At 30.2% G+C, this 12658-nt stretch carries 9 protein-coding genes; 1 reads left to right on the forward strand and 8 read right to left on the reverse strand.

Annotated features, from left to right (window positions below; all coding sequences use genetic code 11):
• Positions 1-5: 5 nt before the first annotated feature.
• Positions 6-2747, reverse strand: coding sequence for a PD-(D/E)XK nuclease family protein (locus L1S33_RS02285; protein ID WP_240561067.1), 2742 nt, complete (start codon positions 2745-2747; stop codon positions 6-8).
• A 53-nt stretch (positions 2748-2800) separates the two neighbouring features.
• On the opposite strand from L1S33_RS02285, the gene L1S33_RS02290 reads away from it, so the two are divergent.
• Positions 2801-3586 carry an amidohydrolase gene (locus L1S33_RS02290; RefSeq protein WP_240561068.1) on the forward strand — a complete coding sequence of 262 codons (786 nt, stop codon included), beginning with the start codon at positions 2801-2803 and terminating at the stop codon, positions 3584-3586.
• 37 nt (positions 3587-3623) lie between these two features.
• Here L1S33_RS02290 and L1S33_RS02295 read toward each other — a convergent pair whose 3' ends face one another.
• From L1S33_RS02295 to L1S33_RS02325, 7 genes are all read right to left on the reverse strand, one after another.
• A complete protein-coding gene (locus tag L1S33_RS02295; protein WP_240561069.1) occupies positions 3624-4604 on the reverse strand; it encodes an acyl-ACP desaturase in 981 nt (326 codons plus the stop codon).
• Positions 4605-5339 carry a lysophospholipid acyltransferase family protein gene (locus L1S33_RS02300; protein ID WP_240561070.1) on the reverse strand — a complete coding sequence of 245 codons (735 nt, stop codon included), beginning with the start codon at positions 5337-5339 and terminating at the stop codon, positions 4605-4607.
• Positions 5340-5386: 47 nt separating this feature from the next.
• On the reverse strand, positions 5387-5797 hold the full coding sequence (locus L1S33_RS02305; protein ID WP_240561632.1) for a hypothetical protein: 411 nt from the start codon (positions 5795-5797) through the stop codon (positions 5387-5389).
• A gap of 110 nt (positions 5798-5907) precedes the next feature.
• Positions 5908-6990 carry a hypothetical protein gene (locus L1S33_RS02310; RefSeq protein WP_240561071.1) on the reverse strand — a complete coding sequence of 361 codons (1083 nt, stop codon included), beginning with the start codon at positions 6988-6990 and terminating at the stop codon, positions 5908-5910.
• Between the two features lie 11 nt (positions 6991-7001).
• Positions 7002-9551 carry a TonB-dependent receptor gene (locus L1S33_RS02315; protein WP_240551170.1) on the reverse strand — a complete coding sequence of 850 codons (2550 nt, stop codon included), beginning with the start codon at positions 9549-9551 and terminating at the stop codon, positions 7002-7004.
• Between the two features lie 204 nt (positions 9552-9755).
• Positions 9756-11327, reverse strand: coding sequence for a glucose-6-phosphate isomerase (gene pgi, locus L1S33_RS02320; protein WP_240561072.1), 1572 nt, complete (start codon positions 11325-11327; stop codon positions 9756-9758).
• Positions 11328-11333: 6 nt separating this feature from the next.
• The gene (locus tag L1S33_RS02325) at positions 11334-12611 is read right to left on the reverse strand and encodes a peptidoglycan DD-metalloendopeptidase family protein (RefSeq protein ID WP_240561073.1); all 1278 of its coding nucleotides are present in this window, start codon (positions 12609-12611) and stop codon (positions 11334-11336) included.
• Positions 12612-12658: the final 47 nt, after the last annotated feature.

Genomic DNA, 12658 nt, shown 5'->3' on the forward strand with positions numbered 1-12658 from the left:
AATGCTTAAAAAGGCAAATCTGCTGGTTCTTTAAAGGTGATTTCTTTGTTGTAAATTTCTTTAATCAAACCTTTTAATTGCGATATAAAATCAGCTAAAATTTCTTCTGTAATTTCATTGTCTTGTCCACCTCTTTTTTCTGAAAAATTGAGTTTTAAAAATCCGTTATTCAGGTTTTTAAAGGAATAAATTCCGCCTTCAATTGGCTTATTAAAGCTATAATTTTGAGTTTTTGTGTATAAATAACTGTACAGTAAAACCTGTATGGCTTTTGCGTATTTAAAATCGTTTAAGACATCAAAGTCTACAATTTTTAAATCGGATGCTTTTACCATTCCGGTTTTGTAATCTATAATTCTGGTTACACCATTTAGCTCATCTACTCTATCTACTTCTCCGTGTATTTTTATTGGAAAATCGATGCCTTCAACTTCAATTTCAAAAGCGTATTTTTTCTCAGTATCTATTATTTTTAACTGGTTATTCTTGTCTTTTAAAAGTGTTTTTTCTTGCGACAGGAAGTTTTGTGTAAATCGTTTGGCAACTTCAAAAATCAATCTATTTTTTCCTGTTGAAATATCGCCATCTTTAAATTGAATTTTAAAATGTTTTTGCGTTAATTCTTCAACTTTTTGCTGCATTTTAGTAACGTTGTCAGCGGTTATAAATTTACCCACAAATGGTTTGTATAATTCATCTAAAACTTCGTGAACTACGGTTCCCATTGTGTTTGCTGCAACAGTTTCTTCTACATCATCAAACTCTCTTATTCTTAATATTTTCTGCTTGTAAAACGCAATTGGGTTGTACAAATAGTTAGTTAAAGCAGAAGGTGACAATCCGCTTTCTGCAATTACTTTTAATCTAACTTCAGTTTGGGGTGATTTAGATATTTCTTTTAATTCCGTTGGAGAAGTTACTACTTTAGGACTTATTATTTTTTCAGAAAAATCTTTTTTGAGCATTTCTAATTGAGTAATAAATCGGCTTTTTTCTCCGCTTCCAAAAGAATCGTGTTCTGTGTTGTATAAAATGTATACATTTTTAGCGCGTTGAATTAATCTAAAAAAGTGATACGAGAAAATAGCATCTTTTTCTCTGTAGGTTGGCAAATCGAACGCTACTTTTACATCAAAAGGAATAAATGTGTTTTGGGTAGCACTTGCTGGTAAAACACCTTCGTTTACTGATGTTAGAATTACGTTTTCGAAATCTAAAACACGTGTTTCTAACATTCCCATTAGTTGCAAACCTTGTAATGGTTCTCCTTGAAATGACAACGTTTCAGAATCTATTAATTGCTTAAAAAATTGATATAAAGTTTTTAAATCTTGAATATAATTGTACTCTAAATGTAAATTTTGAAGCTGTGTAAAAGCAGTGTAAAAACGAAACAAATATTCCTTTTCTAAAACAGTTGTATCTTCTTTTAACAGCTCTATTAGTTGTAAAATTCTATCTAAAAAATCGGTGATTATTACAAACGGTTTAAAAATACTTGCTATGGTCTTATTTATTTCTTCGGAAGTTGAAGTTAATTGAGCATCAATAAAATTCTCGTCTATAAAAGTGCTGTTTTGACTAGCAATTTTTGTGGCAATTTCTTCAGCTATTTCTGGCAATAACTTATAAATAGCGGCTTGTTTAAAAAAACCGATTACATCTTTATAATAAAACTGATTTACAACTGTTTTTTGTAATTTTTCTTGCGTTAAAAACAATTGAAAAACAGCAAAAATTAAACTTGTAGTTGGTATATCTTTTAACGGGTAACCCATTGTAATATTTATAGCTTGGGTATTCTTTGGCAACGAGTTTAATGTAATTGGTAATAAACTTTCATCTGCTAAAACCAGAGCCGTTTTATTATGATTTGGCATTTTTTGCAAAATTTCGCCTGCATATTTTACCTGTGTAATATTTTTTGAAGCACCAATTATCTGAATATTTTTTTCTTCTGAAAAAGTATTTCCAACTGTGTTTAGTGCATTCTTCTCATAATACTTCCAATTCTTTTTATATTTTCTAATAAATCTTCCTGCTTGGTGGTTTCCTTTTAAAAATACTGTATCAATATCCCAAAAAACTTGTGTATTTCCTGACATTAACATTTTTTGAAATAGCAGTTCTTCAGCTTTATTCAGAGCGTTAAAACCTATAAAGAAGAATTTTTTATGTGCATTTCTCTCTATAAAACCATCAATTTTATTAGTTGCTTCTCTATATAAAATACCTTGATAACCAATTCCTTTTTCAAGTAAAAACTGATAAAACTTATCATAATATTTACTCAGTTTTTCCATAAAAGATAAATGATCTTTTATCAATTCGGTTTCTTTAAACTCTCCTTTTACTGACCATTTTTTTAAGCGATGAATGTCTCGTAAATACACAAAAATCTCTTTTGCAGCTACCAAATGTTGATCTATCTCATTAAAATCTTGAATAATTGTAAATGCCCAAGAAGAAAACACATCAAACGTTACTGGCTCTTGTTCTTCTTGTTTGTAAATTCCATATAAGTGAAATAATAATTGAACTGAATCTATTTTTTTTATTTCAGATACTTCGGAAACAAATTGTTCTATGTTTAAAATTTCAGGTAAAAAACCTGCAGAAATATGATTTTTTAACTCTTGTTTTACAAAAACTCCTGCACGTTGTGATGGTAACACAAAACATACATTATCAAAAGATTGTGTTGTTTTTAAGATTTGTAAAAGTGTCTCTGAAATAAAAGTTTGCATAAATCGAATTTACAATTTTTATCTTATTTTTGAGAAACCTTCAATTTTAAATTTTGACAAAAACGAATACTTTAGAAGCTGCTGTTTTACAAGCCGATTTGGTTTGGGAAAATGCCGTTGAAAATAGAAATCAGTTTACAAAAATAATTGATTCACTTTCTACAGAAGTGGAACTGATTATTTTACCAGAAATGTTTACTACTGGTTTTACAATGAATGCTGAAAAAGTAGCTGAAACCATGAACGGAGATACAGTTTTATGGATGCAGAAAATTGCCAAAATAAAACAAACTGCTATTTGTGGAAGTGTTGTTGTTAAAGAGAATAACCAGTACTTTAATAGGTTCTTGTTTGTACATCCTTCCGAAAAAGTTGAGTTTTATGATAAACGACATACATTTACTTTGGCTGGTGAGCATAAAGTTTATACTGCTGGAGAAAATAAATTGATTGTAAATTATAAGGGTTGGAAAATTTGCCCACTAATTTGTTACGATTTACGTTTCCCAGTTTGGGCAAGAAACGCTGAAAATTACGATTTACTTCTTTATGTTGCTAGTTGGCCTAAACAAAGAATTAATGCTTGGAATTCGCTATTGCAAGCAAGAGCCATTGAAAATATGAGTTATACAATTGGTGTAAATAGAGTTGGAAAAGATGCCAATAATTATGAATATAATGGCAATTCTGCTATTTATGACTGTTTAGGAAATACTGTTAAACATTTTGAAAACGGTACGATTGAGCCTGTACTATTTACTTTAGACAAGAATCAGCAAGACAAACTACGTGAAAAATTTAGTTTTCTAGAGGATAAAGATACTTTTACAATTCAATAAAAAAAGCAACCGGAAAAGGTTGCTTTTTTATTATTTACTATAGCGGGTTCATCCACTTAAACTGAAATTTTGTATCTGGAATTATAATTCTTTCTGTAATTCTGTACATTCTGTCTGGCAATTTCATTAACCAATCTCTTGCTTTTTCTGCTTCTGGAGTTAAGTTTGAAATCTTATCTATTTCCCAGGCTGTATTTAATTTTTTGATAATATCGACATAATCAAAACCTGTATAAACTCCTATTCTTTGAGCTACAGCAGAAAAATCATCAAATAATGTGCCTTTAGCTTCGTGAGAATGTCTTAGATGTAATGCAGGCATAACAATCTTATATTTCATCATGTCTCTAAAAGCAAGCATCATTTCTGATGGATCTATTTTAAATATTTGCTTCACAAAATCGGTATAAGCTATGTGATGACGCATTTCGTCTCCTGCAATAATTTTAGACATTTTGGCTAATGCTTTGTGTCCTTTTTTACGTGCTATTTTTGCAACATTATTATGAGAAATATACGTGGCTAGTTCTTGAAAACTTGTGTAAACAAAGTTTTTGTAAGGATCTGTTGAAGTCCCAATATCAAAACCGTCTGCAATTAAATGTTGTGTGGTAATTTCTACTTCACGCATGTTAACTCTTCCTGATAAATACAAGTATTTGTTTAAAGTATCTCCATGTCTATTTTCTTCAGAAGTCCAAGCTCTTACCCATTTTGCCCAGCCGTTATCTGGATCTTGGTGAACGCCATCTAGGTCTAACAACCAAGATTCATAGGTTGGTAAGGCTTCTTCTGTAATTGTATCTCCTACTAAAACTACCCAAAAATCGTCATCTAATTCTTTAGATAATTCTCTAATTTCTTCTACTTCACTTATAAAAGAATCTTTTTGAGAGTTCGGTAAAAAATCTGTTGGTTGCCATATTTTTTCTGGTGGAATTAAAAATTGATCAACAAAACTGTCAATATTTTTTTCCAATGCTTGCATTACTTCCTTACGAATGTTTTTTATAGACATCTAGTTGTTGTTTATGTTGTTTGTTATAGTTGTTTCTACTTCTTTAATAAGCTCTTTAAAATCTAAAGATTTTACTTGAATTGGCTTATGTGTTTCAATAGTTATTGGACTAAAAATACCTAATGGAAATTTCCCATATTTAAATACTTTCCAAGAATTATTTATTGTTAAAGGTACAACAAATGCTTCTGGATTGTATTTTGCTATCATTTTTAAGCCATTTGCTGAAAAAGATTTTGGCTTACCGTTTCTACTTCTTGTTCCTTCTGGAAAGATAACTGCAGACCAATTTTCTTTATTTATTTTCTTTGCAAACTTACCTAAAGCAGTAATTGCTTGTTTACCATCTTTTCTATCTATTAATGCTGCGCCTCCATGACGTAAGTTAAATGAAATACTTGGAATACCTTTGGATAACTCAATTTTAGATACAAACTTTGGGTGGTGTTTTCTAAATGTCCATATTATAGGAGAAATATCAAACATACTTTGGTGGTTTGCAACAAATATTAATGTTGTATTTTCTGGAAGAGTGTGTTTATTATTAACTGTAACTTTAATTCCTATTATTAACAGGGTTTTCATTAAGAACCAATTCATTGTATCAACAACAAATTTATGTCCTTTATAACCAAATATTTTTAAACCTAACCATTGTAATGGATGAAAAATAAATAGAAACAGGAAAAAAACAACTGCAAAAACAGATGATAAAATATAACTTAAAAACTTCATTATTAATTTTTAAATATGTTTCCGCTTTCGCGGGAAAAATAACACTTTTATACCAACCAATTAGACCACGGAATTCTTGATAGAATAATGACTAAAGCTAATCCATAGAAAATAGCAAAAGACTTAAACTTAGATTCGCTTTTCACTTGTTTTTTGTGTTTAGACCAACCCATTGTTATTAATACAATAGCAATAATCATCATTAAAGGATGCTCTAAAGCTAATAAACGTGTTGCTGAGTTTTTCATATCACTAAGAAAACTATACCAACTGCCAACAATATAAACTGCCAACCCAATTAATAGTTGAATATGAGTTAAGATTAAAGCGAATAACCCAAGTCTAAAATCTTTATGAGTAAATTCTTTCTTTTTTAGCAAACCAATTATGGCGTTTACTACAGCAAAAATTAATACTGCAAGTACAATAAAGGCCCAGTATGAATGTATATTTTTCATCATAATTTTATCTTATTATTTATAAATGTAAATGTACTGATTTTTGGGTATAAAAAAACCACCTCGTTTGAGGTGGTTCTTAATATTTATAAAGTTCTAAAATTAGAAGCTTATTGCTTTACATATTCAGTTCCTACTTTAATAACATTTAAAGCCCAAACTGCATCTGCACCATTATATACGTTATAAGAAACGATATATTTTTGACCTTCTGCGTCTGATGGGAAATTGTTTTTAAGAATAGTATTAATTTTCTCTAATCTTACAGACTCTTCTGCTTCAGCTTTTCCTGCTCTTACATCAAAATTTGCGTAATAACCATTATCAACTAAATCATAATCTGCTTGAGTTAAAGTATACTTAATTGTATTATCTGGAACCCAAGAAGTACCATCGTGTCCAAACTTAATTGATTCTTGAACTACATTTTCATATTCAGACCAAGTTGATCCATCATAGATATAGCTTACAAGAAAACTTTGAGTAGAACCACTAACATACAGTTTGTACATTATTGTTTCAATATCTCCAGCTACTTTACCATCATACTTAAATTTCTCTACTAAAAATACAGGTATCTTAGTTAAAGCTTCTGTTTCACTAGAAAAATTAGGGTAACTTTCTCCCATTGTATTGTATTCTTCATCTGTAAAACCTTGAGCCATTTCCCAAGTACCGTCTACATTTAAAAATCCATTATTAAGAGTAGCAACACTACCTGAATAATATTTGTACGTTAAAGAAACTAACAATCTGTGAGCTGCATTTGGGTATTTAGTATCTAAAAACTCAGTAATATCTGAAGAGCTACTAAAGTTTCCATAAGTATGACCTCCAGCTGCATAATCTGCAGAGCTAACTGTGTAAACCTCTAAACTTCTTTCATCAAACTTTGGTGCATATAAATCGAAATTTACAGTTACTAAAGATTCATTTCCCCAAGCTGGGTATTTAGCTGATAAAAAAGCTGGTAATTCTGCTTTTGCATCATCTTCAGAACTAAAGTTTGGAAAGCTAAAACCTAAACCACCGTCTTCAACATCTCCAGTATAATCGTCTTCTGTTAAAGTGTAAGTCGCTTCACCAGAAACAACAGATTCTAAAGCGTCAACTTCATTATGGATATCCTCTAATGGATCACATGAAGTAAGGATCAAAGTAAAAATTGCGAAATAATAAACTACTTTTTTCATTTTTTTGTTTTTTAAAATTTAATTTTTGCACTTAAGTTAAATGTTCTTCCGAAACCATACCATACTAAAGCTGTTTGAGAAGTACCATCTAATGCGTCTGAAATGTAATCTGTATTAAATACATTATTCATTCTAGCCGTAATTGTTGTATCTAAACCACCGATTTGGAAACCATGTCTTAAACTAGCGTCAAAAAGACTATAGTTTGGTACTTTCCATGGTTGAACACCTTCTTTAGTAGAATCTGTTCTATCGTTAGGATCATAATCAGAATATAAATTTCCGTAGTAATTATAATCTACAGTTACACTTGTTTTTTCCCAGAATTTATAATCTAAACCTAATGCTGCAGTTGTTTGAGCTGCATCACCAACTTTTAAATCTTTAATATACAAGTCAATTGTAGCAATTCTTTCTTGAGCATCGTTAAAAACAGGAACATCTAATACATTGTCTGTCCAGTTCCAGTCTCCAATAGAAGCCATACCTGTAATTGTTAATTTATCAGTAGCTTTATAGTTAAAGTCTACCTCTACACCTTGGTGTAATGCATTTACTCCTTGTAAGTTAAAAGCAAAATCTTGTCCAAATGTAGGAGATCCAGCAAGTCTATCTGTATAGAAATCTGTAAAAGTTCTATCTTTCCACTGTGTTCTGTAAATATTAATGTTTGCAGCAAATTTCTCGCTTCTGAATCCGTAACCTAACTCTACACTAAATATTTTTTGGTTTTCAGCATCAGGATTGATGTTTTCATTATCGAAATTTTGGAATACTGCATCAAAACCAGCTGCTTTTTCAAAGTAACCAACGTTTGCAAATATGTTGTGGTTTTCATTTAATCTGAAGTTAGCACCACCTTTTGTTCCAAAACCTAAAAAGTTATAAGTATCTGTAGTTTGTAATGGATCACTATCTAAATAGTTAAAATAATCTACTCTTTGGTAAGATGTATTAGATAAAGAAGCAGATAAAAATGCAGATACATTTTCTTTTTCAAGCTCTAATTGTGCAAAGAAACCTTGCCAACCAACATTACCGTCATTATAGTAATCTCTTTTATCTCCAACTTTTAAAGTTCTATTTGGATTGTTAACGTCTGCATCATCTAAAGCATATTGTCCTCCTAATAAATCTGTAACTTCAGAAAAGTGAATACCTGTGTACTCTCTTAAATCAATACCTGCTACAAGTGCAAGTTCATCAGTTACATCATTTTTATAAGTAGATAAGATTCCGTACCATTCATGATCGTTTCTTGAAGCTCTTAAATATGCTTCAGAACCTAAAGCTCCGTTATTTCTATTAATTTCAACAATTGCGTCTAAATCTACTGGTTGGTCATCTCCACCTATTCTATTTTTAAATAAGTCTCTGTTTGTTCCAGCAGTTCCACCTCCACCACCATTACCGAATGATACGTATAATGCAGTTGATAAGTTAGATCTATCGTTAATTGTCCAATAGTGATTTAAAGAAGTTTGAGATTTGTGGTAAAAGTTATCTTCAATATGAGTTACTTGACCATTTTTATAACCCCAATCTGGATTAAATTTTATTCCTTGTTCAGCATTTCTATAAGTAGCTATTGTACTTCTATTTTGTCTTTGTCCATGTCTTTGTGGAGCTCCAAAAGTTGTGAACGATAATTTATGACTATCGTTGAACTTTTTAGATACGTTAACGAAATAGTTGTATCCATCAAACTCAGTACCATCTACATAACCTTCTCCTGTAGTTTTAGAAGCAGATACTGTAGCAGCTAATCCGTTATCCATTAATCCTGTAGATAATGTCATACCGTATTTTTGGTATCCATCATTACCAGTAGACATAATAATATTTCCACCTTTTTCAACATCCGTAGTTTTAGATAAAATATTAATAGTACCTCCAATAGAAGGAACGGCAACTTTAGATGCACCTAGACCTCTTTGAACCTGCATTGCAGATGTAACATCTGAAAGACCTGCCCAGTTAGACCAGTATACTCTACCATTTTCCATATCATTAACAGGAACTCCGTTAATTAATACAGCAACATTTTCTGAATTAAATCCACGTAGGTTAATTCTTGAATCTCCAAATCCACCACCAGATTTAGTAGCATAAACACCTGGAGTTGATTTTAAAACTTCAGGAAATTCCTGAGATCCTAATTTTCTTTCAATATCTGCAGCTTTTAATGTAGAAATTGCAACTGGAGTTTTTCTATCTATTGCAAATGAAGTAGCTGTAATTACTATTTCATCTAAGATATCACCATCTGTTGCTAATTGAATTCTTCCTAAATCAGTATTAGCTGAAGAAAAACTTACTAGTTTGTTAGCATAGTTAACAAATGATACTACAACTGTTCCAGAGTTTGATTTTGTGTTTAAAATAAACTTCCCATCAAAATCGGTAGCAGTTCCGTTAGTAGTTCCTTGTTCAAGAACTCCTGCACCTGGTAAAGGCTCGCCAGTTTCATCAACAACGATACCTGTAATTTTTGTTTGTCCAAGAACTAGTGCTGATGTAAAAAACATCGCAATTAGTAATAGATTTTTAAAATTTCTCATTTTTAAATTTTAGTTATTAAATGTCTTGCAAAAGTCTTGCTTTTAGATAACTCCAATATTAATTTAATGTTAAGTTTTAACAATAAATTAAGAATTGAAAAAACAACCTAAATCCTTGTAAACAGGGAGTTATCAGATTTTTTATGTTAACAAAATAGAACTTTAATGTTAAAAAACATAATTTTTAACATTTAAAAACCTTGTTTACTCTTTTGCTAATAGTTTATTTGCTAATTCTTTTCCTAATTCTACTCCAAATTGATCGTAACTGAAAATATTCCACACAATTCCTTGTACAAATATTTTGTGTTCATACATTGCTATAAGTTTTCCTAAAGATTTAGGTGTTAACTTTTTAAATAATATTGAAGTATTTGGCTTGTTACCTTCAAAAACTTTATATGGTAATAATTGATTAATTTCCCCTTTGTTTCCTGATGTTTTTAATTCCAAATGAACTTCTTCTTTAGTTTTACCTAATGTAAGCGCATCCATTTGTGCATAATAATTAGCCATTAATTTTTTATGATGATCTGTTAATCCATGTAAAGATTCTTCAAAACCAATAAAATCTGCTGGAATTACTTTGGTTCCTTGATGTACAAGTTGCATAAAAGCATGTTGCATATTTGTACCTGTACTTCCCCAAATGATTGTACCTGTTTGATAATCTACAGCATTCCCATTTCTATCTACACTTTTACCATTACTTTCCATAATTGCTTGCTGCAAATATGGCGGTAACTTAGATAAATATTGAGAATATGGTAAAACTGCTTCAGTTTCATATCCAAAGAAATTATTATACCATACACTTATTAATGCTAATAAAACTGGAATATTTTTATCAAAATCTTCATTTTTAAAATGAATGTCCATTTCTTCTGCTCCATCTAATAAGCTTCTAAAGTTATCAAACCCTACAGAAAGGGAAATTGACAAACCTACAGCTGACCAAAGCGAAAAACGACCACCAACCCAATTCCACATTGGAAAAACATTTTCTTTTGCAATTCCGAAGTTTTTTACCGCTTCTAAATTTGTTGATACTGCCACAAAGTGCTTAGGAACGTCAAACAATGTTGCTCCGTTTTGCAAAAACCAATTTCTTATTGTATTGGCGTTTGTTATGGTTTCTTGCGTGGTAAAGGTTTTAGAAACTATAACAAAAAGTGTGGTTTCTGGGTTAATGTTTCTTAATACTTCAGAAACATGATCTCCATCAATATTAGAAACAAAGTGTGTGTTTAATTTATTTTTATAAAATTTCAAAGATTCTACAACCATATCTGGACCAAGGTCAGAACCTCCAATTCCAATATTTACTATATCTGTTATAGATTTACCTGTATAACCCTTCCATTTACCAGAAATTACTTTATTACTAAATGCTCTAATTTTACGTAATGCTGAGTTAATTTTTGGTTTTATATCTTTTCCTTCTATTAAAATCTCTTTATCTGAATTACTTCTTAAAGCTGTATGCAACACTGCTCTATCTTCGGTTGAATTAATTACTTCTCCAGAAAAATATTTTTGAATAGCATCATCTAGTTCAACCTCTTTAGCTAAATCTAATAATAAATCTATAGTTTTTTGAGTAAGCTTATTCTTTGAATAATCAACTACTAAATCATTAAAAACAATTGAAAATTCAGATTTTCTGTTAGGATTATCTTTAAACAACGTTTTTAATTTTAACTCTTCTACTTCTGTAAAATGAGTCTCTAATTTTTTCCAAGCTTCCGTATTTGTTGGATTAATATTTTTTAACATAGTTGATTAGTTGTTAGCAATTAGATGTTCTTCTTCAATTAAGTTTTCTTGATTATTTTCCTCTAAACTTATAGTATCCAATTTATCTTTAAGTGGTTTAATATATTCAAAATAATCAGGTTTTATAGCTTCATCCATTGGTTTTGCAGATGGTAATTTTTGCTTAAAAGGATCTACTTGTCTTCCGTTTTTCCAAAAACGATAACAAACGTGTGGGCCACTTGTGTTACCTGTCATACCAACCCATCCAATAATATCTCCTTGTTGCACAAAATCTCCCTTTTTAACATTACGTCGCTTCATATGCAAATACTGAGTAGTATAAGTACTATTGTGTTTTACTTTTACATAATTTCCATTACCTCCTCTACGAGCAGACTCTACAACAGTTCCGTTTGCTGTTGACATAATTGGCGTACCTCTTTTGGCAGCAAAGTCAGTACCTTTATGCGCTCTAACTCTATTTCCGTATAACTTTATTCTTCTTCTTAAATTATATCTAGATGAAATTCTATATTGAAACTTTATAGGAGACTTTAAAAATTGTCTACGCAACAAACCTGCTTCATCATCAAAATACTCTGGTATTTTTTTTATAGAATCTGCAACATATCTATAAGCATACAAATCTTTTCCTTTGTGATTAAAAACGGCAGCTTTTATTTTCCCATAACCTGCAAAAGTAGTGTCATTAATAAATTTTTCTTCGTAAATAAGCTTAAAAGTATCTCCCTTTTGTAATTTAAAGAAATCTAAAGTCCAAGCATAAATATCTGCTACTTCATTTGTTAAATTGTGTTTTAACCCTAAACTATCCATAGTTACAGAAAAGTTTGAGTTTACAACACCCATTATCTTTTTTTCTACAGTTTGAATTGGTTTTTTGTAGGTATAAGCATTTATCGTAGAGTCTTTAAAATTGATAATTGTTGCATCAATTTTATTATGTTTATAAATAAAAACTTGAGCTTTAGTTAAAGAATCTTTAGAAGCTAAAATGGTATAAGGTTTTCCTGAGCGTACTCTTCTTACATCAAAAGTATCTTTTATTGAAGATGCAATTTTATTAATTTTTGGGTATAAAACATGATGTCTATCCATTATAACCCCAAAACTTTCACCAGTTTTAATAGTGTCATTTATTACCTCAAAGTCATTCAATTTAAAACCATATTCAAATATTTCAATAGGTTTTATTACTTCGGTAATTTTTGCAGGAATAGCATCTTTTTTACAAGAATAAAAAAACAATACTACTATTATGGGGATTAAATAAGTTCTCAAGAAAAATGTTTTTATCAATAAGTTTGAAAAACAAAAATACAAATAAA

Source organism: Tenacibaculum aquimarinum, from assembly GCF_022478115.1.
GTDB classification, from domain to species: domain Bacteria; phylum Bacteroidota; class Bacteroidia; order Flavobacteriales; family Flavobacteriaceae; genus Polaribacter; species Polaribacter aquimarinum_A.

Excerpts from the sequence above, each read along its gene's own strand:
- L1S33_RS02295 (WP_240561069.1), bottom strand. The coding sequence starts at position 4,604 with ATGTCTATAAAAAACATTCGTAAGGAAGTAATGCAAGCATTGGAAAAA.
- L1S33_RS02285 (WP_240561067.1), bottom strand. The coding sequence starts at position 2,747 with ATGCAAACTTTTATTTCAGAGACACTTTTACAAATCTTAAAAACAACA.
- L1S33_RS02310 (WP_240561071.1), bottom strand. The coding sequence starts at position 6,990 with ATGAAAAAAGTAGTTTATTATTTCGCAATTTTTACTTTGATCCTTACT.
- L1S33_RS02305 (WP_240561632.1), bottom strand. The coding sequence starts at position 5,797 with ATGAAAAATATACATTCATACTGGGCCTTTATTGTACTTGCAGTATTA.
- L1S33_RS02315 (WP_240551170.1), bottom strand. The coding sequence starts at position 9,551 with ATGAGAAATTTTAAAAATCTATTACTAATTGCGATGTTTTTTACATCA.
- pgi (WP_240561072.1), bottom strand. The coding sequence starts at position 11,327 with ATGTTAAAAAATATTAATCCAACAAATACGGAAGCTTGGAAAAAATTA.
- L1S33_RS02300 (WP_240561070.1), bottom strand. The coding sequence starts at position 5,339 with ATGAAGTTTTTAAGTTATATTTTATCATCTGTTTTTGCAGTTGTTTTT.